Below are 23,970 nucleotides of genomic sequence, written 5' to 3'. Positions count from 1 at the left end.
GATTATTGCGCCGGCAGCTTGTCGTCGACGCCTTCGACGTAGAAGTTCATGCCGAGCAGTGTGCCGTCATCGGCCTTCTCGCCGGCCTTCAGCCAGGGCGTGCCGTCCTGCTTGTTGATCGGGCCGGTGAAGGGATGCAGTTCGCCTGATTTGATCTTGGCTTCGGTTTCCTCGGCCATCTTCTTCACGTCATCAGGCATGTTGGTGTAGGGCGCCATCTTCAGGATGCCGTCCTTCAGGCCGTCCCAGCTCTGCTCGGACTTCCAGGTGCCGTCCAGAAGCGCGTGAACGCGCTTGGAGTAGTAGGTGCCCCAGGTATCGACGATCGCCGTCAGCTGCGCCTTCGGGCCTGCCGCGATCATGTCGGACGCCTGGCCGAAGGCATGGATGCCGCGTTCTTCGGCGACCTGCATCGGCGCGGTCGTATCGGTGTGCTGCGTCAAGACGTCGACGCCCTGGTCGACCATCGCCTTGGCGGCATCGGCTTCCTTGCCGGGGTCGAACCAGGTGTTGACCCAGATAACCTTCAGCTTGAAGCTCGGATCGACCGACTTGGCGCCCTGCTCGAAGGAGTTGATGCCCATCACCACTTCCGGAATCGGGAAGGAGGCGATGTAGGCGGCGCCGTGATTCTTCGAGGTCTTCGCGGCGATCTGGCCGAGGATGTAGCGGCCTTCATAGAAGCGCGAATTGTAGGTCGCGAGATTCGGGCCGGCCTTGTAGCCGGTGCCGTGCTCGAACTTGACGTCCGGGAACTTGGCGGCGACCTTGACCGTCGCATCCATGAAGCCGAAGGACGTCGTGAAGATCAGCTTGCAGCCGGAACGGGCAAGGCGCTCGATGGCGCGCTCGGCATCCGGGCCCTCCGGCACGTTTTCGAGATAAGGCGTATCGATCTTGTCGCCGAACTCGGCCTGGACCTGTTGGCGCCCGAGGTCGTGGGCCTGCGAATAACCGCCGTCGGTATGCGAACCGACATAGACGAAGCAGACCTTCGTCTTATCAGCGGCCTCTGCGGCGGAAGAGATGCCGATGACGGCGGCAGCCGAGGCGGCAAGTGTGAGTGCTAACTTCTTCATAGTAACCCCTGTTGGTTTGAAGTTGGGAAACCCGTCTTATGTTGTTGCTTTATCGCTCCGGCACGAAGGCTTTTCCGAGCGACGCGGGCGTGTTGATCAGCGTCGTGCGCCGATTATGAGAAATGATGATGAGAACCACAATAGTCGCGGCATAGGGCAGCATCGAAAGGAACTGCGAGGGAATGCCGAGACCGAAGGCCTGCGCGTGCAGTTGCAGAATGGTGACCGCGCCGAAGAGATAACCGCCGGCAAAGACCCGCCACGGCCGCCAGGAGGCGAAAACGACAAGCGCCAGCGTGATCCAGCCACGGCCCGCCGACATGTTCTCCGCCCATTGCGGCGTGTAGACGAGCGAAAGCTGCGCGCCGGCAAGACCGGCGCAGGCGCCGCCGAACATCACCGCCAGGTAACGCGTGCGGATGACGTGAATCCCGAGGGCATGGGCTGAGCCGTGATTGTCGCCGATCGCCCTCAGCTTCAGCCCGGTACGGCTCTTGAACAGGAACCAGCTGACGCCGACCACCAGCGCAATCGACAGATAGAAGATCAGATCCTGCCTGAAGAGAACGTGGCCGATAACGGGGATATCCGACAGGACGGGAATGACAATCTCTTCCAGCCGGATGCCGGGCACGCTGACATAGGCTTCGCCGAGCATGCCTGACGCGCCGAGGCCGAGAAGGGTGAGTGCCAGCCCGGTCGCCACCTGGTTCGCCACCAGCGTCAGCGTCAGGAAGGCAAACAACAGCGAAAACAGCGCGCCTGCCACAATGCCGCAGACAATGCCGACATAAGGCGAGCCCGAGATTTGCGCGCCGGCAAAGGCAGCAACCGCGCCCATGATCATCATGCCTTCGACACCGAGATTGAGAACTCCGGAGCGTTCCGTCACCAGTTCGCCGAGCGCCGCGATGACGAGCGGCGTCGAGGCGGTAATGACGGTCAGCAGAATGGCTTCGAAGATGCTCATGCCGCCCCACCCCTTAACCGCGACCAGACAATGCGGATTTTGTAGTAGATCAGCGTATCGCAGGAGAGCACGAAGAACAGCAGCAGGCCCTGGAAGACGCGGGTGACCTTGTCGGAAACGCCGAGCGAAAGCTGTGCCGCCTCGCCGCCGAGATAGGTGAGCGCCAGCACCAGGCCCGAGGCGATGATGCCGAGCGGATTGAGGCGGCCGAGGAAGGCGACGATGATGGCGGTGAAGCCATAACCCGGTGAGATCGCCGGCTGAAGATGGCCGATCGAGCCGGAGACCTCGGCAATACCGGCAAGGCCGGCCAGCGCGCCCGAAAAGAGAAAACTGAACCAGATCATCTTTTTCGACGAGAAGCCGGCAAAGCGCCCTGCCCGCTCGGATTGGCCGAGCACGACGATCTCGAAGCCTTTCAGCGTATAGCGCAGCATGAACCAGACGCCGATCGCCGCAATGACGGCGAAGATGAAGGCCCAATGGGCGCGGCCCGATTCTTCCCAGATCGCCGGCAGCACCGCTTCCGGTGCAAAATCGCGCGAGACCGGAAAGTTGAAGCCCTTCGGATCGCGCCAGGCGCCGCGGATCAGCCAGTCGAGGAAGAGCTGGGCGATATAGACCAGCATCAGCGACGTCAGGATCTCGTTGGTGTTGAAATGCGCCTTCAGCAGCGCCGGAATGGCGGCGAAGAGCGCACCGCCGAGCGCGCCAAGGATCAGCATCAGCGGCAGCACCAGCGGCGAATGCCAATCATAAAAGACGATCGGCAGATAGGAGCCGGTGATGGCGCCGATGGTGAACTGGCCTTCGGCGCCGATATTCCAGTTGTTCGAGCGGTAGCAGACGGCAAGGCCGACTGCGATCAGGATCAAGGGTGCCGCCTTGATCGCCAGTTCGTGCAGCGACCAGACCTCGAGCAGCGGCTCGATGAAGAAGGCGTCGAGGGCCTCGACCGGGTCCTTGCCGAGCATGGCGAACATGATGGCGCCGAACACCAGCGTCAGGACAAGGGCCAGGAGCGGCGAGACGAAAGCGTAGAGCTTCGAGACGTCGGGGCGTTTTTCAAGTTCAATGCGCATGGGGCGCCTCTTCAATGCGCATGCGGCGCCTCCGGGGCAGAGCTGCTGTCGTGCAGGCCGCCCATCAGCAGGCCGATCTTTTCCCGCGTCAGTTCGCCTGCCGGGAACGGACGGGAAAGGCGGCCCTCGGAGATGACGGCGATATCGGTCGCCACTTCGAAGATTTCGTCGAGATCCTGGCTGATGACGACGACGGCTGAACCGCTCCGTGCCAGATCGACCAGCGCCTGGCGGATGCGGCTTGCAGCCCCGGCATCGACGCCCCAGGTCGGCTGGTTGACGACGAGCACCGCCGGCTGGCGGTCGAGCTCGCGGCCGACGATGAATTTTTGCAGATTACCACCGGACAAGGAGCCGGCGGCAGGATCATCGCCGCTCTTGCGGACATCCATGGCCTCGGAAATACGCCTTGCGGCGGATCTCACCGCGCCATGGCGGATGACGCCGAGCAGGCCGAGAAAGGCTTTGTGATCGGACTGGCTGCGGGCCAGCACCAGATTGTCGGACAGTTTCATGGCGGAGACGGCGGCATGGCCGTGGCGCTCCTCCGGCACGAAGCCGGCGCCGAGAAGGCGGCGGGCGGTAATGCCCTGATTGCCCACGTGCTTCTTGCGGATGACGATCGCCTCGGCCGAAGCAACCGGATATTCGCCTGATAGCGCGTCGAAGAGCTCGCTCTGGCCGTTGCCGGCGACACCGGCAATGGCGAGAATCTCACCCGAGCGCACCGTCATCGACACATCGCGCAGCGGCATGGCGAAAGGGGTGCGGGCGGCAACGGAAAGATTGGCCACGGCAAGCTGTACCTCGCCCTTGTCGCTGCGCTCCGGATGGGTGACAACAGCCACTTCGCTGCCGACCATCATGCGGGCGAGCGAGGCCGGCGTTTCCCGCTTCGGATCGCAGGCGCCGGTCACGCGGCCATGGCGCAGCACGGTGGCGCGATCGCAGATGCGCTGCACCTCTTCCAGACGGTGGCTGATATAAAGAACCGAACGCCCTTCGGCGCGCAGCTTGAACAGCGTCTCGAACAGCCTGTCGGCCTCCTGCGGCGTCAGCACCGAGGTCGGCTCGTCGAGAATGATCAGCTTCGGGTTCTGCAGCAGCGCGCGGACGATCTCGATGCGCTGACGCTCGCCGACCGAGAGATCGGCAACATGGGCATGCGGATCAAGCGGCAGGCCGTAGGCGACCGACAGCGCCCTCGCCTCCTCGGCGATTCTGTCAATCGGGATGGCGTCGTCGAGCGACAGCGCGATGTTTTCGGCAACCGTCAGCGCTTCGAACAGCGAAAAATGCTGGAAGACCATGCCGATGCCGTGCTTGCGGGCTTCTCCCGGCGAGGCGATCGCAACCGGCTGGCCCTGCCAGAGGATATGCCCGCCCGTCGGCTCGAGAACGCCGAACAGCATCTTCACCAGGGTGGATTTGCCTGCGCCGTTTTCGCCGAGAAGCGCATGAATTTCGCCCGGCGCGATATCGAGATCGATTTCATTGCAGGCGGCAAAGCTTCCGAAGAACTTCGTCAGCTTCTGGACCGATAATAACGCACCGGAATCCGGCACATTCAATGGCGACACGTTCCCCTCATTTCTTCTGCCAACCGGTCCGTTTCGGATCTCATGGAATCAGCAGCGTCGTTCCTGTTGTTTTTCTTGTTTCCAGATCCGCGTGAGCCTGCCCAACCTCGCGTAACGGATAGGTTTGATTGATATTGATACGCACTTTGTTGCTTTGCACAATATCAAATAGCGCTTTGGCACTGTCGATCAGTTCCTGGCGCGCGGCGATATAGGTGAAGAGCGTCGGCCGGGTCGCAAAGAGCGAACCCTTCTGCGCCAGTGCCGCGAGGGTGAAATTCTCGATCGGCCCAGAGGATTGGCCGAAGGAGGCAAAAAGGCCGCGCGGCTTCAGGCAGTCAAGCGACTGTGGAAAAGTATCGCGGCCGATCGAATCATAGACGACATCGACGCCCTTGCCGCCGGTGATGTCGCGGACACGGTCGACGAAGCTGTCGCTCTTATAATTGATCACATGGTCGTAGCCATGGGCGAGCGCCATCTCGACCTTGTCTTCAGAGCCTGCCGTGCCGATGACGGTGGCGCCGAGCGCCTTTGCCCACTGGCCGGCGATCAGGCCGACGCCGCCGGCAGCCGCATGGAACAGCAGGACCGTCTCAGGCCCGACCTTGAAAGTGCGGTTCAATAGATATTCGGCGGTCATGCCCTTCAGCATCATCGCCGCCGCCGTGTCGAGCGCTATGCCGTCAGGCACATGCACGAGATGGCGGACTTCGATATTGCGCTCAGTGCTGTAAGCACCGTCGGCGCCGGCATAGGCGACGCGATCACCGACCTTGAAATCTGTCACGCCGGGGCCGACCGAGGTCACGGTGCCGGCGCCCTCCTTGCCGGTGACGAAGGGCAGATGCGGCGGCTTATAGGTGCCGTTGCGGAAATAGACGTCAATGAAGTTGAGGCCGATCGCCGCCTGCCTGATCTGCACCTCACCCGTCGAGGGCGTGGGAAGATCGACCTCGCCATAGTCGAAAACCTCCGGCCCGCCCGTCCTCGAGAATGAAACCACCTGCGTTTTGGTCATCTGCCTATCCTAAGCTTCGCGTCCAAGGGCGGGGAAGAATTGCAGCACCGCGCCGATGACGTAAAGATAGATTCCGGTCACGATAAAGAGAATGAGCGCCCATTCGGGCGTATCGAAATGCATCAGCAGCGAAAAAATGCCGAGCGCCGACCACAGGAAAAAGACGCCGAGGTTGAGCGGGCGCAGCCTTTTGACCCGGACCGGGTGCAGGAAATTGATCGGCAGGAAGGTCAGCACCACCGAGACAATAACCACGGCAAGCGCTGTCGTGGCGCTGGCATCGATGACGAACAGGGTGAAGACGATCATATTCCAGACGACCGGGAAGCCGGAGAAAAAATACTCGTCCGTCTTCATGCCCATATCGGCATAGTAGATGGCGCTGGAGACGACGATCATGCCGGCGGCGGCGAAGGACCAGGGCTCGCCGATCATGCCGCTCTGATAGAGAGCGAAAGCCGGCAGCAGCACATAGGTGACGTAGTCGATGATATTGTCGAGCGTATCGCCCGACCAATTCGGCAGCACTTCCTTGACGCGCACCTTGCGGGCGATCGGCCCGTCTATGCCGTCGACGAGAAGGGCAAGGCCCAGCCACCAGAACATGTCGATGAAGCGGTGCTCGGCGGCGGCGACGACGCCGAGAAAGGCAAGGAAGGAGCCGGAGGCCGTCAGGATATGGACGGAGAAGGCGCGCATCTCCGCGTAAGGAACACGCTTGTAGTTGAAAATCTTCATATTCCCCCGACCGCCCTATCGTGCTCGCCCCGGCAAGCATCATTATCAGCACACATCGCCGGACCCTGTTGCTGAATCGGGTTCCGCCGCCGTAGGCCTTTGTTGTCGCACCCTTTTTGCCGAAAACCAGTATCCATGTCAGGCGCGCCGTTCTAATATGCATCCTTTGCCGGGCTTCGCCAGCGGGAAATACGACATTCCCCGCCTGTCCTCTGATCGCCCTGGCGGCCATTGAATCCTGACAATGACATGCATATTTCCCTTCTAAAGCGTCGCGTGGAATGGAATGCCTTTAATTCCGGCCCGATATGTAATATCAGCCTCGCATCCGACAGTTCATCCGACGAAACGGGATCCTCTACCGCAATGAACGCGCCTGCAAAGACCGAAGACTTCGCCTCGTCCATCCCCGCCGGCGTCTATGCCGAGACGGTGCTCGCTGTGACGCATTATACCGACCGGCTCTTTCGCTTCACGATGACCCGGCCGCAGGGCTTTCGTTTCCGTTCCGGCGAATTCGCGATGATCGGCCTGATGGTCGAGGGCAAGCCGGTGTTCCGCGCCTATTCGATCGCCAGTCCCTCCTGGGCCGAAGAGCTGGAATTCTTCTCGATCAAGGTGCCGGACGGCCCGCTGACCTCGCATCTGCAGGCAATCAAGCCGGGCGACCAAGTGCTGATGCGCAAGAAGCCGACGGGAACGCTGGTGCTCGATGCGCTGACCCCCGGCCGTCGTCTTTATATGTTCTCGACGGGCACGGGCGTAGCGCCCTTCGCCAGCCTGATCCGCGATCCCGAGACCTATGAAAAGTTCGAGGAAGTCATCCTCACCCATACGACACGCGATGTCGCCGAGTTGAAATACGGCTTCGACCTCGTGCACGAAATCCAGAACGACGAATTGCTGAAGGAAGTCGTCGGCGACAAGCTGCGCCACTATGCGACCGTCACGCGCGAGGATTTCGAATATCGCGGCCGCATCACCGACCTGATCTCCTCCGGCAAGCTGTTTACCGATCTCGGCGTACCGCCGCTCGATCCGGCAATCGACCGCGGCATGATCTGCGGCTCCTCGGCGATGCTGAAGGACACCAAGGAACTGCTCGAAAAGGCCGGCCTCAATGAAGGCGCCAACAGCAAGCCCGCCGAATTCGTCATCGAGCGCGCTTTCGTCGGCTGAGGTTTTTCTCGAAATCAGATCTGGCAGCGGCTCCGGAAACGGGGCCGTTTCTATTCCTGGCCGAGATAATTGATCAGCGTCGCCATGGTGGCGCGCGCCTCATCCTGCCTGCCCTGATGGATGGCGTGGATGACGGCCACGTGTAGCGCGATGGCGCGATCCATACGCTCCGGGCTTGCGGTGGAGTACCAAAGGCGGCGCGAATGCGTCTGCACCGGGCCGAGTGCCGCCATGATGAAGCCGTTCGGGCAGGCATCTTCAAGGATTTCGTCGAAGGCCTTGTCGGCAGCGAAGAAGCCGGCGAGATCGCCGGTGACGGCGCATTCGCCCATGACGCGGGCACAGTCGATGAGGCGCGCGCGCTGCTCGTCGCTCGCATGTTCGGCGACCAGACCTGCCGCGATCGGCTCCAGCTCGCGGCGCACCTGCATGACATTGCGATGATCCTCAGCCGCGATCTCGGCGACCTGCAGCCCGACGCGCGGTTTCACCAGGATCAGCCCCTGCCAGGCAAGCTTCTGGATCGCCTCGCGCACCGGCGTCCGCCCGTGGCCCGCCATGTCGATCAGCTGCTTTTCGGTAACGAGCGCGCCGGGCTTCAGAGCCAGTGTTACGATCAGGTGCTCCAGCGCGAGATAGGCAAGATGGCTCTGTGAAGTCTGCAATAAGGAGCTCCGTCGCCAAACCTGATATATCACATAGTGGCACGGTCAAAAACCGAAGACAAGTCGGCATCGAAATATCAGAATAGAGACAGATAGATAACATTGGCGGGACTGCTGAAAATCGGCGAATGCCATTGCCGGCATGGGCTCTACGCCGTGAAGGTTCTTGCCACCCGACCCGATCTTCAGAGGCATATCGCGTCGGCTGCTTCATCAGGCCGGCAGGTCACCCCTTGCGGAACGCCCGGCTGGGAACCGAGATCGAATTTTGACAGGGGTCTTTTGCATTGGCGAACAGATAACCGTCGGCTTTGTGGATGGCGCCGAACTCCAGGCCGTTCTCCACGCATCGTCTGCAAAAGGCCTCGACATCCTCCACGTCGAAGACCAGCTTGACGGTGGACTGGCCGCTCCGCTGCCCCTTGGCGGCCTGATGCAGCATGATATTCGCATCGCCGTCCTGAGCGACCAGTTCGATGATCCTGTCGCCCGACAGGCTGGTTACCTTGAAACCGAAGTGCTTCTCCTAAAACCGCGCCGTTTCCTCGACATTCCCAGCGTAGATCACCAGCCTGTTGAGCGGCATGATGCCAGCCTCCGATAGCGCTTGCGTTCGATTAACAAGAGTAGCGAGACATCATGCGTTTTGCCACGGTGCATTATTCGTGCCGCAGCGCCTCGATGGGATTGAGCTGCGCTGCCCGTCTCGCCGGGAAATAGCCGAAGATCATGCCGATCGCCGCGGAGAACAGGAAGGCGACGGCGACCATCAGCGGGCTGAAGACGAAGGGCACTTTCAGCAGCGTCACGGCGCCGAAGCCGAGGCTCAGGCCGAGCACGATACCGGTAATGCCGCCGAACAGCGATAGCGCCACCGCCTCGACCAGGAACTGGGTGAGCACCTGGTTTTCCAGCGCGCCGATCGCCAGGCGGATGCCGATTTCGCGGGTGCGTTCGGTGACGGAGACCAGCATGATGTTCATGATGCCGATGCCGCCGACGAGCAGGCTGATGGCGGCGACGGCGCCGAGCAGGCCGGTCAGCAGTGTCGTCGTGCCGGTCATCGCTTCTGCGATCTGCGTCATGTCGTTGACGTTGAAATCGTCCTGGCGGCCGGGAATGATCTTGCGGCGCTCGCGCAGGAGATTTTCGACATCGGACTGCACTTTGGCTGTGGAGACGCCGTCGCGCGCCGAGATAATGATCTGCGGCACGTTGCTGTTGCCGCTGATGCGTCGCTGAAACACCTTGACCGGCATGATGACGACATCGTCCTGGTCGTTGCCCATGCCGGACTGGCCGCGCTTGGCAAGCACGCCAATGACAGGGCATGAGACCTTGCCGACGCGGATCTGCTGGCCTGTGGGGTCGGCGCTGCCGAAGAGCTGCGAGTGCACCGTTTCGCCGATGATGCAGCGCGCCTGGCCGCGTTCCTCAGCGGGCAGGAAATTGCGGCCGAGCGCCAGATTCCAGTCCTGGGCGATGAAATAATCATTGGTGGTGCCGGAGACGCTGGTCGAATGGTTCTGGCCGCCGAAAATCACCGTCGCCGTCGACTGGTTGAGCGGCGCCACCGCCCTGAGGCCGCCGATCTGGTCGCGGATCGCCGCGACGTCCTTGATGCTGAAGCGCTTGGCCTCGGAGCTCGCCCGGCCGGGGCCGAACTGGCCGGGACGGACGAACAGCATGTTGGTGCCGAGCCGCGACAGCTCGGTCGACACCTGTGCGGTCGTGCCGTTGCCGATCGTCACCAGCGCGATGACGGCGGCAACGCCGATGACGACACCAAGCACGGTCAGGAAGGAGCGCAGCATGTTGCGGCTGATGGCCCGCAACGCCAGCTTCAGCGTCTCAAAGAACATGATCCGCCCTCCTCCGGTGCTCGACCTCGGTCTCCAGCTTGCCGTCGACGAAACGCAGCAGCCGCTGGGCATAGGCGGCAATATCGGGCTCATGGGTGACCATGACGATGGTGATACCCTGCTCGCGGTTCAGCCGCGTCATCAGGTCCATGATCTCGACGCTGGTCTTCGTATCGAGATTGCCGGTGGGCTCGTCGGCCAGCAGCAGCGCCGGCTCGGTGACGATGGCGCGGGCGATGGCGACGCGCTGCTGCTGGCCGCCGGACAGTTCCTGGGTCTTGTGATGTTCGCGGCCGGTGAGGCCGACCAGCGCCAGGGCTTCGCGGGCCCGCTCGCGCCGTTCGCGCACCCCCATGCCGCGATAGATCAGCGGCAGTTCGACATTTTCGACGGCCGAGGTGCGCGACAGGAGGTTGAAACCCTGGAAGACGAAGCCGAGCATGTGGCGGCGCAGCAGCGTCAGCTGGCTGCGGTCGAAGCCGCTGGTCGGAATGCCTTCGAAGATGTAGTCGCCACCACTCGGCACGTCGAGGCAGCCGAGGATGTTCATCGCCGTCGACTTGCCGGAGCCTGACGGACCCATGATCGCGACGAATTCATGGGCATTGATCGCCAGATCGACGCGGTCGAGCGCGCGGATCGCCGCCTCGCCCTCGCCGTAGATTTTCGAGACCTGCCTGAATTCGATGAGCGGCGGGCTTGCCATCCGTCCCTCCGCCTAGTTCGCACGCGTCGTGGCGTCGGTCACCAGTGCATCGTCTTGCTTGATGTCGCCGGAGACGACCTGGGTGAACTGGCCGTCGGATGAGCCGACCTGGATGATAACGGGCACTGGCCGGCCGTTCCGCAGCACCCAGACGCGCCGCTGCGTGCCGGTCAGCGCCGAACCGGCATTGTTGTTGCGCTGGCGCGGCGGGCCGAAGATGCCGAAAATGCCACGGCCGCGCCGTTCCGCCTGCGCCGGGGCGTAGCGCAGCGCGGCGTTCGGCACCATCAGCGTATCCTTGACGGCCTCGACGGTAACATCGGCCGTGGCGGTCATGCCGGGGCGCAGCAGCAGATCGGCATTGTCGACCGACAGCACCGCCTTATAGGTCACGACATTGTTGACCACTTCGGAGGCGAAGCGGATCTGCTCGATCTCGGCGGGAAAGGTGCGATCCGGATAGGCGTCGACCGTGAACTTGGCCTTCTGGCCGACGGCGATCTGGCCGACATCGGCCTCGTCGACATCGACCTGCAGCTCCATCTTCTTCAGGTCGCCGGCGATGGTGAAAAGGATCGGCGCCGACAGCGAGGCCGCGACCGTGGCACCCGGATTGACCGAGCGGGTGAGGATGACGCCGTCGATCGGCGAGATGATCTTTGCCTTGGCGAGATTGACTTCGGCGAGTTGCAGGTCGGCCTCCGCGGCGAGAACCTCGGCCTCATTAATCTGTTTGGCGGCGACGGCGGAATCATATTTGTAGCTGGCGTCGTCGAGGCTCTGCTGGGTGGAGACATTGCTCCTGACCAGGCTCTTCAACCGCTCGAGCGAGGTGGCCGCCGATTGCATATCGGCATTGGCCTTGACGACGTTCGCCTTGGCCGAATTCAGCTTGGCGCGCGAACTCTTCACATCCGCCTCGAGCTTGTTGGTATCGAGGAGAGCGAGCACCTCGCCTGACTTGACCGTGCTGTTGTAGTCGACGTTGACGTCGCGAACCGTGCCGGAAAGTTCGCTCGATATGTCCACCTGCTCGGTCGGCTGCACCGAGCCGGTGGCGGTGACGAGCACCGTCAGGTCGCCGCGTTTTGCCGGCTGGGTGGCGTAGCTCACTTCACTCTGCCCGCGGCCCATATAAAAATACGCGGCGGCGGCGGCGACGGCGATGACGATCAAAAGGATGAGCAGGCGTCCGCGCCAGCGGCTGCGCTTGCCCTGCCGGCCCGATGCGGCAAGGACGGCTGCGAGGTCGGACGCGCCGCTTGTCTGTGCCCCGGTCTTCTTGCCGGTTCCGGTATCGTTCATGTCATCCTCGATCAGTCAGCGTCTCGGCCCCGCAATGAAATAAGCACAGCGCAGATGAACCGTGCATTAGCGTTGCCGCGGAAGTGGCACGGAATTGCGGATGGGGGAAATGAAATATTGGTAAGAAAAGTCAAGTTTCGGTGCGGGGACCGACCGTCAATCCGCATCCTCGGCAAATTGGCCGGCGCCGGGCAAAGGGTGCAGCCACGGTTCCCGCCGCTTGATCCAGACTTCATAGTCCGGCGCAAGGTCGGTCGGCGGGTGGTCGAGCGAACCGAGACGGATTTCCGCCTCGTCTTCCCTGAGGCAGAAAAGCCGGCTGCCGCAGGTGGGGCAGAAGCTGCGGCCGGCGAACATGGCGATCTCTCCGTTGTGGGAAAAAGCCCGGCGCGGCCAGACCGCGAAGAAGACGAAGGCCGAGCCGCTCGATTTGCGGCAATCGGCGCAGTGGCAAAGGCCAACACGAAGCGGCTCGCCTTCCAAGTGATAGGCGACCGCCCCGCAAAGGCAGCCTCCGGTTCGGATCTTCATCAGGGGCCGTCAGGCGTCGAGACTGGACGGAAGGCCCGGCGGGCGCCGCTTAGCCGCCATCAACAGGTCGAGTTCTGTGGCAGACGGGCCAAACTTCTCATAGAGGCGCTTCGCCTCCTTGTCGTCGAGCCGGTATTTCCTGGCAAATTCCCCGATGCTGTAGGGGCGGCCCCGCAACACTCTTCGCGCCGGGGTCGCCGTATTCGGTGCGTCGGTCATGGTTTTCTCCTTTTCGTCAGATACCCTTTAAGCTAGAGCGACCCGTCGATTTGGAAAGAGCCGGCGAGCAGCATCGGGGCTTCCGGCACGGGTGGATGCGGTTGTTTTCCTGAACCTTTTCGTCGACATGCGCATTTTTTGATCGAGGTTGCGGGCGGGTGACCGCCGTCATTCCATCCTGAACCGGGTGTGGCAGGTCGTGCAGGTCTGTAGCATGAGGTGGAACGCGTGTTCCGCCGCCATCGTCGACAGTTCGTGCTCGTTGCGGATGTGCGTGCCGAAGGGACCGCCACCCATGGCCTCCGGGCTTCATGCGCATACTGGCGGTCATCGGCCCGGGGTTCTGCTGTGCGGCGGCATCCAGCGCGACGGCGTAGTCGCGCAGGTCGTTGGCGATGCGGTCGAACCGGTCGCGCTCCCTAAGGATGTTCGGCCCGGCCTTCGACTGCCGACTGTCGGCCTCGGACGCGAAATGTGCGGAGAGAACGCCTCCGGACCTGTCGCGGATGGTGTCGGCTGCCCATTTGAACTCGCTGGCCTTGTAGGTCGTCGAATCCTTGAACATGCCGGAGATCGTCTTTGCCGCCGCGGCCATGGCTTTCATGTCCGCCTGCCGAATGGCGACAATGTCCTCCGCGGCCGAAGACACGGTTGCTAACATCAGGACCGCCATGAAGGCGAACAGTCCGAATTTGTTCGCGTCAACTGTTAATCTCATCGACGACGCCGCCTGGATTGGTGACCATAATGTTGCAACGGATATCCGATGCCGTGACCGGATATCCATCTTTATCTGGGCAGCAAGAGGGCGGATCGCGCCCGTCAGGCGGCCGGCGCATTCACAGCTTCCAATCGGCGGTTGATCTGTAGCGCTCAGATCTTTTTGCAACTGGCGATGAGAAAGCATTAACCGTCGCCGATTAGTCTGCGCCCTTCGCTCGGAGAGGATCGATGAAGAGTGGCTACTCGCTCGCCCAGATAGGACTCCACTGGCTCGTCGCCTTCATGGTGCCGGTCCAGTATCTGACCGGCGGCAGCATCGAGAAAACCCACCACGCCGTCCACATGGGTCTCACACCATCCTATTGGGACGTCGTCCAGCACCAACTTCACAACTATGCGGGAATGGTGATCGGCCTGCTGATGGGTCTGCGGCTGGTTCTTCGTCTCCTTCAGCCGCCCGAAACCAACAGGCCCGGTCCATGGGCCGGGCGGGCCGCGAAGGCGCTTCACTACGGTTTCTACGTCGCAATCATCGGACAGGCTTGCATGGGGTTCGTCGCGAGCTATCTCTCGTTCGCCATCGCGCCGTATCACGTGATCGGGTCGAGGATTATCCTGGCGATGGTCGCGCTGCACCTCGCCGCAGCGGCCTGGCACACGCTGGTCGCCCGGGACGAGACGGTCGACCGCATGGTGTTCTCGCGCCGGAAGCGGTCAGCCGAGAACTTCTAAAATAGCCAGCGTCAGCACGACATAGCGGCCGGTCTTGGCGGCGAACCCCAGGATCGTGAACGGGATGATGTTCGTGCCACATAAAGGACTCGAACATCGACGACAGGTGAGTTGCAATTGAAATCGAGCTGCTTTGCATGTAGTTCGAGGAGCATGGGCAAGATGTACCGAATCGCAATGAGCAGGCTGCTCGTGATGATGCGGCTGGTGATCATCGTATCACTGGCGGGGTACTCGCTGTCGAACGCCAGCGCCGCCATGCACGGCTCCTCCTTCCCCGAAATGGCAGCGGTCGTGTCCGAAACCGATGCCGCGCAGCATCACGATGGCCATGACATGACCAAGATGGCTGTCCATGACCATTCCCAAGGCGAGGCCAGCGATGACGCAGATGGCGTATCGAAGCCCGTCAAGCAAGAATGCTGTAAGGATTTCTGTGGCGGGCTCGGTATTATTTGTGAAGGCCAGGATGTCGGCGGACCGGTCGTAACCTCGATCCGGCAGTTCATCGACGACCGCACGACCCTTGGCGAACTGCCGCCCCTCAACCGTCCCCCGAATATCTGAAGAGAGAGGCACCCGCTTGATCGGGTCTAGTCGGACGCTTGCCTGCTTCTGGGCGAGCGCCCTGTAGGCTATCTCCTATTCGGATATTTCATAATGAAACCCTCGTTTTTCGTGGTGGGGCTGCCGCTTGTTGCCGGTGGCTGCGCATCCACGCTTCCTCCCGACGTGGTGGCGTTACCCACCGCGGTCGTTCAGCCGTCCGCGCTTCCGGCGGCATACAGGTCGCCAATCACAGGTTACGTCGCCCGCCAGCCGGTCGATCCCAAACCCTGGCGCAGACAGAACGATCTGCAGTCTCCCATGAACGGAGGCGGCTCATGATCGGCACCACAAGACTGATCGCGGCGCTGGCATTTCCGCTCGCCTTGAGCGGCTGCGTTACAGGCGCCGACTATTCCCGCAAAGGGGCGGGCTTCACCGCCGTTGCCAACAAGACCGCCACTGTCACGGCGAAAGAGACCGTCTGGATCCAGAACCAGAACCAGGCCCGATCGGCGGCCGCGCAGGTCAAAGACCTGCTTGCTCGGACGAAGCCTCTCGACGTCGAGACGGCCGTCCAGATCGCGCTGCTCAACAACAAGGGCCTCCAGGCCGCCTATGCCGATCTTGGCGACAGCGCCGCCGACGCCTGGCAGTCGACGATGTTCATCAACCCGACCGTCTCCATCGGCACGACCGGGATCGGAACTCCGGAACTGCAGGCGTTCAAAACGATCGAAGGGATGATCACGACGAACATCCTGGCGCTCGCCACGAAGAACAGGGACATGGCGATCGCCGACACCCGCTTTCGGCAGGCGCAATTGATCGCGGCGGTGAAGACGCTTCAGGTCGCCGCTGACACCCGGCGCGCCTTTATCGGTGCGGTCGCCTCATGGGAGAATGTCGGGCAGCTCCAGCACGCCCAGGCGACTGCCGATGCAGCCTCCGAACTCGCCGAGAAACTCGGCGAGACAGGCGCAATGGCCAAGGGCGCCCAGGCCCGTGAACATGTCTTCGTCGCCGAACTCGCCGGGGAAACGGCGAAGGCCCGCTTGTCCGCCCGTCTTGCCAAGGAGGAGTTGACGCGGCTGATGGGCCTCTGGGGCTCCGATCTGGACTACCAGGTTCCGAACAGCCTGCCGCCGCTCCCCAAGTCCGTCGTCAGACGCGATACCATCGAGGCCGAGGCTCTCAGGAACCGCATCGACCTGCAGATCGCTAAGCTCGACCTTGAGGCCACGGCCAGATCCTACGGCCTCACCGAGGCGACGCGCTATGTCAGCGACCTTGAGATCCTGACCGGTTTCGAAACGGAACGGGAAATCGAGGACGACGAGAAGAAAACGCGAAGCACTGCGCAGGTCGAGCTTGAGTTCGCCATCCCGATCTTCGACACCGGCAAGGCCCGGATGCGCAAGTCCGAGCTGGCCTATATGCGGGCGGCGAACCTCTTGGCGGAGAAAGCCGTCAACGTCCGCTCGGAAGCACGTTCCACCTACGAGGCTTACCGCTCGCACTACGATATCGCGCGGCACTACCGCAACAACGTCGTGCCGCTGCGCACCAAGGTCGAGGAGGAATCCCTGCTGACCTACAACGGCATGATCTCGAACACCTTCGAGCTGCTGGCGGACACCCGCGACAAGATCAACTCCACCCTGCTTTCCGTCAACGCGAAGCGAGATTTCTGGCTCGCCGAAGCCGATCTGGTGCCTGCGATCTACGGCGGCGGCGCGACGAAGGCCTCGGCAGAGACCGAGGTCGCCGCTGCTTCCGAAAGCAGCGCTGGCGGCGGTCATTGAGAAAGGACACACCATGTTCAACAGACGACAACTTTTTGGAGCCAGCGCCGCTCTGCTCACCACAACCGCCTGGACGAAGACGTCGGCGATGGGTCTGCCCGACGCACCGACCATGGAATCGGCGGACATGCAGCCGCCACTCCACCCTACCTCCGGCCCGGACTATCAGCCGGTGGTCACCCTCAACGGCTGGACCTTGCCGCATCGGATGAACAACGGCGTCAAGGAGTTCCACCTCGTCGCCGAGCCGGTCGAACGCGAGATGGCGGACGGGATGACCGCCTATCTGTGGGGCTACAACGGACAGTCACCGGGACCGACGATCGAGGCTGTCGAGGGAGATCGCGTCCGCATCTTCGTCACCAACAAGCTGCCCGAGCACACGACGATCCACTGGCACGGCATGATCCTGCCGTCGGGCATGGACGGCGTCGGCGGCCTGACACAGCCGCATATTCCAGTCGGCAAGACCTACGTCTACGAGTTCGACCTCGTGAAATCCGGCACCTTCATGTACCACCCGCATTCCGACGAGATGGTGCAGATGGCGATGGGCATGATGGGTTTCTTCGTGATCCATCCGAAAGATCCCAAGTTCATGCGCGTCGACCGGGACTTCGTCTTCCTGCTCAACGCCTACGACATCGACCCCGGCTCCTACGTGCCGCGGATCATGGAGATGACCGACTTCAACATGTGGTGCTGGAACAGCCGCGTGTTCCCGGACATCAGCCCTCTCGTCGTGTCCAGGAATGACCGGGTGCGCGTCCGGGTCGGCAACCTGACGATGACCAACCATCCGGTCCACATGCATGGCTACGATTTCGAAGTGACCTGCACCGACGGCGGCTGGGTACGGCCGGAAGCGCGGTGGCCGGAGGTCAGCATCGACATCCCCGTCGGCGCGATGCGTGCCTACGAGTTCGACGCCAAATATCTCGGCGACTGGGCGATCCACTGCCACAAGTCGCACCACACTATGAACGCCATGGGTCATGACATTCCAACCTTCATCGGCGCGGACAAGTCGAAGGTCGCCGAAAAGATCAGGAAGCTGCAGCCGGAATACATGCCCATGGGTACCAAGGGCATGGCCGACATGGGCGAAATGGAAATGCCCATCCCCGAGAACACCGTTCCGATGATGACCGGCTGGGGGCCGCATGGTCCGATCGAAATGGGCGGCATGTTCTCGGTCGTGAAAGTCCGCGAGGGGATCTCGGCGGACGATTACTCAGATCCCGGCTGGTACGAAAACCCGCCCGGAACGCAGGCCTGGGAATGGACCGGAGAACTTCCGGACGCGACCAAGGCCAAAGACGCGAAAACGCAAATCACGCCGAAGCCGACAAACGGCTGAGGTCCAATCTCAACATCGAAAAGGAATGACGGATGAAGAATTATCTCATGGCACTGGCCCTCGCAGCACTCGCCTCGCCAGCACTTGCCTCCGGCAATCATGCCGGTGGCCACGGCGAGAAGATGACTGTCGGAGAACCCGGCGACAAGGCCAAGGCGACACAGACCATCCGCGTCACGATGACGGAAACCGACGACGGAAAGATGCTGTTTACCCCTGCGCTCTTCAACGTCCGCAAAGGGCAGACGGTCAAGATCGCGATCAAGAATGCCGGAACCGTCGACCACGAATTCGTGCTCGATCAGGAAGACAAGATCCTGGAGCACAAGAAGGTCATGGAGAAGTTCCCGGAAATGGAACATGCCGACCCCAACTCCATCCGTCTTCCGGCTGGCCAATCCGGCGAGATCGTCTGGAAGTTCACCACCGACGGCGAGTTCAAGTTCGCCTGCCTGATCCCCGGTCACTACGAAGCCGGCATGCATGGCGACGTCACCGTCGCCGGCAAATAATCTGCAACAAAGGAGCTACACGCATGAAAACTGCAATGATCAAAATCGGCATCGCCACCCTGCTCTGCGCCAGCGCAGCCTTCGGCGCATTCGCTGAGGAATTCACCAAGGGTGTCGTCAACAAGGTCGACACAAAGGCAAATAAGGTCACGATCAAGCATGAGGACCTGAAGAACCTCGACATGCCTGCGATGACGATGGTCTTCCGCGTCGAAGACCCGGCTCTGATCGAGAAACTGAAAGAAGGCGCGAATGTCGAGTTCGTTGCCGAGCGTGTGAATGGCAAGCTGACCGTCACCAATGTAAAATAACCGCCTCCTGCCGCCCGGGTCGATCCGGGCGGCAGGACATCGAGGAGCGCAGACGATGCCCGGAAGAAGAAGTTTCATTGCAATGGCGGGCTCTGCCCTGGTGTTCCTGGGCGGAAAGGCTCGTGCCACGGCTCCGGCAAAAATGACTGTCTACAAGGACCCGAATTGCGGCTGTTGCCACGAATGGGCGAAAGCAATGGCAGAGGCAGGTTATTCCGTCGATCTCCGCAACACCGACGACCTTGCCGCAGTCAAGGCACGGCTTCGCGTTCCTGCCGAAATGGAAGGATGCCATAGCGCTGTCGTGGAGGAATACTACCTTGAGGGACATATTCCGCTCGATGCCGTGCAGCGCCTGCTCCGAGAGCGGCCGCCGGTCCGAGGACTGGCCGTGCCGGGGATGCCGTCCGGCACATTGGGAATGGGTGTCGATCCGGCCACGGTCTATGACGTCTATGCGATCCCCTCGGGAACCGGCGCGCCATACGTGTTTATGGAGGTTCGTCCTCGGAAGGCTTGACGCCTGGATCAATCAAGCGCGAGCCGCCGCTTAAGACAGACGCCGTCCCTCCTCGCCGAAGAGGTGCAGGACCTCGGGATCGAGATGCAGCGGTAGGCTGTCGCCGGATTTCAACCGCTGCTGGCCGGCAAAGACGGCAATCAGTTTCTTCCCGCCTGCGTCGGCGTGGACGACGGTCTCCGAGCCCAGTTCCTCGACAAGGGTAACACGGGTATCCAGCCTGCCCGCTGAACCCGCGTCGGCGAGGGTGATGTGTTGCGGCCGGATGCCGATGCTGACTCTCTCGCCGATCGGATGCGCCTCCCGGGCAACAACGGAAAGCCGCTGGCCGCCGACTGTTTCGACTTGCGTGAAACCGCCGTCGTGGCCGACGATGGCGCCTTCCAGGAAATTCATATGCGGCGCGCCGATGAAACCGGCGACGAAGCGGTTGGCCGGCTTGTTGTAGAGTTCCAGCGGCGTTCCCACCTGCTCGATCCTGCCGCCTCTCAGCACGACGATGCGGTTGGCAAGCGTCATCGCCTCGACCTGGTCATGAGTGACATAGATCATCGTCGCCTTGAGACGGGCGTGGAGGGCGGCGAGTTCGGCGCGCATGCTGACCCTGAGTTCGGCATCGAGATTGGACAGCGGCTCGTCGAGTAGGAAGGCATCCGGCCGCCGCACGATGGCTCGGCCGATGGCGACGCGCTGGCGCTGGCCGCCGGAGAGCTGGCCCGGACGACGCTGCAGGAAAGGCTCGATCTCCAGCATGCGGGCGGCGTCAGCGATGCGCGCTTCGATCTCGGCCTTTGCCACCTTGGTGTTCTCCAAACCGAAGGCGAGATTCTCGCGTACGCTCATATGCGGATAGAGCGCGTAGGACTGGAAGACCATGGCCAGGCCGCGATCGGCGGCGCCGATCCCGGTGACATCCTTGCCGTCGATGGCGATGCTGCCGCCGGTGGGCTTATCGAGGCCGGCGATCAGCCGCAGCAGCGTCGATTTCCCGCAGCCGGACGGGCCGACGAAAGCGACGAACTCGCCGTCATTGACCTCAAGCGAGACATCGCGGATGACCTCGACGGCGCCGAAATTCTTGACGATGTTCCTGAGCTCGAGCCCGCTCATGCACTCTCCTGTTTTCTTCTTTTAAGGTGGCCTATTTGAGCCCCGAGCCGGCGATGCCTGTCGTAATGAAGCGCTGCAGGAAGACGAAGATCAGCACGACGGGTATCATCGAGACAACGGTCATGGCGAGGATGTAGTGCCATTGCACATTGAGCTCGCCGGCATAGACGTTGAGGCCGACCTGCAGCGTGTAGAGTTCCTTGCGCGAGAGCACGATCAGCGGCCAGAGGAAGTCGTTCCAGCGCCAGACGACCGAGAAGATCGCCAGCACCGCCAGCGCCGGCGCCGACAGCGGCAGGATGATGCGCCAGTAGATCTGCCATTCGCTGGCCTTGTCCATGCGCGCGGCGTCGAGCAATTCGTCGGGGATGGTCAGCATGTATTGGCGGAGCAGGAAGACGCCCGTGGGGGTGGCGACCGTCGGCAGGATGACGCCCCAGAGGCTGTCGAACAGGTTCAGCGTGCCGATGACGGAATAGAGCGGCACGACGATGACCGAGAGCGGCACCATCAGCGTCGCCAGGATCATCAGCATGACGGCGGTACGGCCGGGGAACTGGTATTTCGACAGCGCGAAGGCGGCCATGGAATTGACGAGCAGCGTGATGACAGTCGCCACGACGGTCACGAAAACGGAGTTGCGCAGGAACAGGAAGAAATCGAAGCGCTGGAACGGTTCGGTGTAATTGCCGCCGGCGAATTCCACCTTGCGCACCGGCGTGCGGTCCTTGATGTTGACCTTGACGATGTCGCCCGGCTGTTTCGGATCGACCATCTGGCCCATGATGCCGATGCGGCGGACTTCGGCGAGCACACGCGCGCTGCCATCCGGCATTGCGACATTATAGAGCGGCAACGGCTTGTCGTATCCCGGCACCACTGCCTGTTCGGTGACATAGGGCAGGACGGACGGCGGGAACTCGGCAAGGGCCGCCGGCGTCTTGAAGGAGGAGAAGACCAGCCAGACGGCCGGGCCGAACATCAGGATCACGCCCGAGATCAGCCAGATCCAGGTGACCACATCCGTCCAATGCCAGCCACGGCCGCGGCGGCGAAGCAGGAAGGTGCCGACAGCGCTCATTGGCGTGCTCCCTTCTTCTCGTTGCGACTACTGACCCCAAGCTGGACCAGCGTCAGGATGACGAGCACGATGCCCATCAGGATCGAGGCGGCCGAGGCAAGCCCCGGGTTGCGCAGCGAACTGGCAAAGCCGGTCTCGTAAATATACTGGGTGATATACATGGTGCTGGTGCCCGGCCCGCCGCCGGTGAGCACGAAGACCTCGTCGAAGATCTGCACGGCACGGATCAGCGCGAGGACCAGGACGACGATGAGGTTCGGCATCAGCAGCGGCAGGGTGATGCGCCGGAAGATGCGGGTGGGGCTCGCCTTGTCCATCGCCGCCGCCTCGTAGAGATCCCTGGGGATCGCCTGCAGGCCGGCGAGCAGGATCAGCGCGTAAAAGCCCATATGCGCCCAGACCGAAACGAAGACGGCGAAGAAGAAGGCCCAGAAACGATCGCTGAGCCAGGAGAAGGGCTCAAAACCGAAGGGGCTCAACGCGTAGTTCAGCAGGCCTTCACGCTGGAGGATCCATTTCCAGATCAGGCCGACGACAACAGGCGACAGCAGCACCGGGAAGAAGAAGACAGCGCGCCAGAAGCCGCGATTGGAAAGCTCGCGGTTGAGGATCAGCGCCGTTGCGAGCGCTGCGATCAGCATGACTGTGACCTGGAAGACGACGAAGACGGCGGTGTTGCGCACGGCCGCCCAGAAGGTGTCGGCCGCGCAGGTCGAAGGATCGAGATAAGAGCCGCAATCGAAGAGGATGCGGTACTGATCGGCGCCGACATAGGTCCTGTTCTGCAGGAAGATGGCGCTGCCGCTCGTCGTCGAATAGAGGAAGTTGATGACCAGCGGCAGCAGCACGAAGACGGAAAAGATCAGCATGTTCGGCGCCAGGAAGACGCCCGCCATGCCGTTCAGCCCGGTCAGCTTCTGCCAACCGCGCATGGGAATATCGACCAGCCCCATGAGGAGCCGGACAGGCGCCGAGAGCGCCTGCCGCAGACCGGTTTTGACAGGTGGTTCGGAATAAACCGTCTTCTCCGCCATGCGTTCGTCCGTCAGTTGCCGCCAACCTTGGCCTTAATGTCCTCGTCGATGCGGGCATAGGCATCGTCGAGCTTCATTTCGCCGGCGATCACCTGGCTGATGCGGGCGACGATGGCGCTGTAATAGGCGTCGGACCACTTCCAGCCCGGCAGCTTCATCGCCGGTGCCGCCGTCTGGCCGGCCGATTCGACGAAGGCCTTCAGCGCCGCCTGCACATGCGGATTGTCGGTCTTGAAGTCCATCTGGCCGGCGGCCACGCCCTTATGCGCCGGAATGAACAGGCTGCGCTCGGCGAACTCCTTCTGCACGTCGGCACCTGCCAGGTAATCCATCACCTTGGCGACGTCCTTCGGGTTCTTGGTGTATTTGACGGCCACCAGACCGGCGCCGCCCTGCATGCCGGTGCAGGCAACCGTGCCGCAGGGGCTTCCCGCCATCACCCAGTCGAAACTGTCGCCGATCTTCTGGGCAAAGCCCGAGATCTGCCAGCTGCCGGAGTAGAGATAGGCGAGGCCGCCATTGATGAAGTCTTCGGCGGCGGAGCGGTAGGTGGTGCCGGCGGCACTGACCCAGACATCCTTGTTGACGGTGCCATCCTCATTCCACTTGACGAAGCGGCTGAGGAACTCCTTGGCGCCCTGATCGATCGGCGCCGGCTTGCCGTCGGCGGCGATATAGTTGGCGCCGTAGGAAATGTTCGGGCCGGAGACGCGGTGGCCGGAGCGGTCGATCGCCATGGCGAAGACCTTCTGGCTGTCGGCGACCTTCCTGGCTGCCGCCGCCCAGTCGTCCCAGGTGGCCTTCGGGCCGGGAATTTCAACGCCGGCCTGTTCGAACAGCGTCTTGTTGACGAAGCCGCCGGTCAGCGTCAACTGGGTCATGAAGCCGGTGATGGCGTTCGAGCCGTCGGGACGCATCCAGTCGGCCTGGGCACCGAAATTATCGTCCCAATATTTCGCATCGGCCAGGAGCGGGCGAAGATCGAGCCAATGCTGTGCCTGCGCCTTCAGATTGGTGACGCGGGCGATATCCGGCCCCTGCCCGGCTTCAAGCTGCACCGGCAGTTGTTCCTTGACGACGTCGTAGGAGACCTCGTCGAGGATGACGTTGATGTCAGGATTGGCCTTGGAGAAGCGCGCCAGCAGATCCTTGACGACAGCGCCTTCGCCGCCGTCGGAATACCACATGATGCGCACGTCGCCGGCATGGGCGGCAACGGAACTCAAGAGAATTGCAGCAAAAGCCGCGCCGATCGATTTCATTCTGGTCATTTTCTCCTCCACTTGACCGATCAATTCC

At 62.1% G+C, this 23,970-nt stretch carries 25 protein-coding genes and 2 pseudogenes; 9 read left to right on the top strand and 18 right to left on the bottom strand.

Annotated elements, in window-relative coordinates; all coding sequences use genetic code 11:
* Positions 1-2: 2 nt before the first annotated feature.
* Genes PO860_RS08865 through pcsA form a run of 6 tightly spaced genes read right to left on the bottom strand, consistent with a single transcriptional unit; the run spans position 3 to position 6,470 of the window.
* Positions 3-1,079 carry a BMP family ABC transporter substrate-binding protein gene (locus PO860_RS08865; protein WP_273884995.1) on the bottom strand — a complete coding sequence of 359 codons (1,077 nt, stop codon included), beginning with the start codon at positions 1,077-1,079 and terminating at the stop codon, positions 3-5.
* Positions 1,080-1,128: 49 nt separating this feature from the next.
* On the bottom strand, positions 1,129-2,049 hold the full coding sequence (locus PO860_RS08860; protein WP_183607368.1) for an ABC transporter permease: 921 nt from the start codon (positions 2,047-2,049) through the stop codon (positions 1,129-1,131).
* The gene (locus PO860_RS08855) at positions 2,046-3,131 is read right to left on the bottom strand and encodes an ABC transporter permease (protein WP_273884996.1); all 1,086 of its coding nucleotides are present in this window, start codon (positions 3,129-3,131) and stop codon (positions 2,046-2,048) included. Before PO860_RS08855 ends, PO860_RS08860 begins: the two co-directional genes overlap by 4 nt.
* An 11-nt stretch (positions 3,132-3,142) precedes the next feature.
* Complete coding sequence (locus tag PO860_RS08850) at positions 3,143-4,711, bottom strand: ABC transporter ATP-binding protein (protein ID WP_273884997.1); 1,569 nt, start codon at positions 4,709-4,711, stop codon at positions 3,143-3,145.
* A gap of 40 nt (positions 4,712-4,751) precedes the next feature.
* Positions 4,752-5,732 (bottom strand): quinone oxidoreductase family protein, encoded by a 981-nt coding sequence (locus PO860_RS08845; RefSeq protein ID WP_273884998.1) that lies wholly within the window; start codon positions 5,730-5,732, stop codon positions 4,752-4,754.
* 9 nt (positions 5,733-5,741) lie between these two features.
* Positions 5,742-6,470, bottom strand: a complete 729-nt coding sequence (gene pcsA, locus PO860_RS08840) for a phosphatidylcholine synthase (protein WP_130675088.1) — start codon at positions 6,468-6,470, stop codon at positions 5,742-5,744.
* A gap of 366 nt (positions 6,471-6,836) precedes the next feature.
* On the opposite strand from pcsA, the gene PO860_RS08835 reads away from it, so the two are divergent.
* A complete protein-coding gene (locus PO860_RS08835) occupies positions 6,837-7,649 on the top strand; it encodes a ferredoxin--NADP reductase (RefSeq protein WP_273884999.1) in 813 nt (270 codons plus the stop codon).
* 50 nt (positions 7,650-7,699) lie between these two features.
* Here PO860_RS08835 and PO860_RS08830 read toward each other — a convergent pair whose 3' ends face one another.
* From PO860_RS08830 to PO860_RS08795, 8 genes and pseudogenes are all read right to left on the bottom strand, one after another.
* Positions 7,700-8,314, bottom strand: coding sequence for a GntR family transcriptional regulator (locus PO860_RS08830; RefSeq protein ID WP_183607372.1), 615 nt, complete (start codon positions 8,312-8,314; stop codon positions 7,700-7,702).
* Between the two features lie 226 nt (positions 8,315-8,540).
* Positions 8,541-8,900 (bottom strand): annotated as a pseudogene (locus PO860_RS08825) (VOC family protein).
* A gap of 73 nt (positions 8,901-8,973) precedes the next feature.
* A complete protein-coding gene (locus PO860_RS08820; protein ID WP_275038248.1) occupies positions 8,974-10,176 on the bottom strand; it encodes an ABC transporter permease in 1,203 nt (400 codons plus the stop codon).
* Entirely contained in the window at positions 10,166-10,882 is a 717-nt protein-coding gene (locus PO860_RS08815) for an ABC transporter ATP-binding protein (RefSeq protein ID WP_183607377.1), read from the bottom strand. The genes PO860_RS08820 and PO860_RS08815 overlap by 11 nt, the downstream gene beginning before the upstream one ends.
* Before the next feature lie 12 nt (positions 10,883-10,894).
* A complete protein-coding gene (locus PO860_RS08810; protein ID WP_183607378.1) occupies positions 10,895-12,187 on the bottom strand; it encodes an efflux RND transporter periplasmic adaptor subunit in 1,293 nt (430 codons plus the stop codon).
* 156 nt (positions 12,188-12,343) lie between these two features.
* Entirely contained in the window at positions 12,344-12,718 is a 375-nt protein-coding gene (locus PO860_RS08805) for a GFA family protein (protein WP_183607379.1), read from the bottom strand.
* Between the two features lie 9 nt (positions 12,719-12,727).
* Complete coding sequence (locus PO860_RS08800) at positions 12,728-12,937, bottom strand: hypothetical protein (protein WP_097619788.1); 210 nt, start codon at positions 12,935-12,937, stop codon at positions 12,728-12,730.
* Positions 12,938-13,105: 168 nt separating this feature from the next.
* Positions 13,106-13,655, bottom strand: a pseudogene (locus PO860_RS08795) (cytochrome c).
* Positions 13,656-13,888: 233 nt separating this feature from the next.
* Between PO860_RS08795 and PO860_RS08790 the strand changes: the two are divergent.
* The 8 genes from PO860_RS08790 to PO860_RS08755 all read left to right on the top strand — a co-directional run bounded on the left by PO860_RS08790 (position 13,889) and on the right by PO860_RS08755 (position 19,446).
* Complete coding sequence (locus PO860_RS08790; protein ID WP_183607380.1) at positions 13,889-14,392, top strand: cytochrome b; 504 nt, start codon at positions 13,889-13,891, stop codon at positions 14,390-14,392.
* 153 nt (positions 14,393-14,545) lie between these two features.
* On the top strand, positions 14,546-14,959 hold the full coding sequence (locus PO860_RS08785; RefSeq protein ID WP_183607381.1) for a hypothetical protein: 414 nt from the start codon (positions 14,546-14,548) through the stop codon (positions 14,957-14,959).
* Between the two features lie 93 nt (positions 14,960-15,052).
* Complete coding sequence (locus tag PO860_RS08780; protein ID WP_246718269.1) at positions 15,053-15,280, top strand: hypothetical protein; 228 nt, start codon at positions 15,053-15,055, stop codon at positions 15,278-15,280.
* Positions 15,277-16,743, top strand: coding sequence for a TolC family protein (locus PO860_RS08775; RefSeq protein WP_273882633.1), 1,467 nt, complete (start codon positions 15,277-15,279; stop codon positions 16,741-16,743). The genes PO860_RS08780 and PO860_RS08775 overlap by 4 nt, the downstream gene beginning before the upstream one ends.
* 13 nt (positions 16,744-16,756) lie before the next feature.
* Positions 16,757-18,103, top strand: coding sequence for a multicopper oxidase family protein (locus PO860_RS08770; protein WP_273882634.1), 1,347 nt, complete (start codon positions 16,757-16,759; stop codon positions 18,101-18,103).
* Between the two features lie 32 nt (positions 18,104-18,135).
* Positions 18,136-18,615 carry a cupredoxin domain-containing protein gene (locus tag PO860_RS08765; protein WP_183607384.1) on the top strand — a complete coding sequence of 160 codons (480 nt, stop codon included), beginning with the start codon at positions 18,136-18,138 and terminating at the stop codon, positions 18,613-18,615.
* Positions 18,616-18,638: 23 nt separating this feature from the next.
* Positions 18,639-18,926 (top strand): copper-binding protein, encoded by a 288-nt coding sequence (locus PO860_RS08760; RefSeq protein WP_273882635.1) that lies wholly within the window; start codon positions 18,639-18,641, stop codon positions 18,924-18,926.
* Between the two features lie 82 nt (positions 18,927-19,008).
* Entirely contained in the window at positions 19,009-19,446 is a 438-nt protein-coding gene (locus PO860_RS08755) for a DUF411 domain-containing protein (protein ID WP_275035392.1), read from the top strand.
* Positions 19,447-19,476: 30 nt separating this feature from the next.
* On the opposite strand, the gene PO860_RS08750 is transcribed toward PO860_RS08755, so the two are convergent.
* Genes PO860_RS08750 through PO860_RS08735 form a run of 4 tightly spaced genes read right to left on the bottom strand, consistent with a single transcriptional unit; the run spans position 19,477 to position 23,942 of the window.
* Positions 19,477-20,556, bottom strand: a complete 1,080-nt coding sequence (locus PO860_RS08750) for an ABC transporter ATP-binding protein (protein WP_273882637.1) — start codon at positions 20,554-20,556, stop codon at positions 19,477-19,479.
* 31 nt (positions 20,557-20,587) lie between these two features.
* Positions 20,588-21,637 carry a carbohydrate ABC transporter permease gene (locus PO860_RS08745; protein ID WP_273885003.1) on the bottom strand — a complete coding sequence of 350 codons (1,050 nt, stop codon included), beginning with the start codon at positions 21,635-21,637 and terminating at the stop codon, positions 20,588-20,590.
* Positions 21,634-22,671 (bottom strand): carbohydrate ABC transporter permease, encoded by a 1,038-nt coding sequence (locus PO860_RS08740; RefSeq protein ID WP_272782610.1) that lies wholly within the window; start codon positions 22,669-22,671, stop codon positions 21,634-21,636. The genes PO860_RS08745 and PO860_RS08740 overlap by 4 nt, the downstream gene beginning before the upstream one ends.
* 11 nt (positions 22,672-22,682) lie before the next feature.
* The gene (locus PO860_RS08735; protein ID WP_183607390.1) at positions 22,683-23,942 is read right to left on the bottom strand and encodes an ABC transporter substrate-binding protein; all 1,260 of its coding nucleotides are present in this window, start codon (positions 23,940-23,942) and stop codon (positions 22,683-22,685) included.
* Positions 23,943-23,970 lie beyond the last annotated feature (28 nt).

This window comes from Rhizobium binxianense, assembly GCF_028994275.1.
GTDB classification, from domain to species: domain Bacteria; phylum Pseudomonadota; class Alphaproteobacteria; order Rhizobiales; family Rhizobiaceae; genus Rhizobium; species Rhizobium binxianense.
Note: the sequence above shows the minus strand (reverse complement) of the source record. Positions and strands in the feature narration are given on the sequence as shown.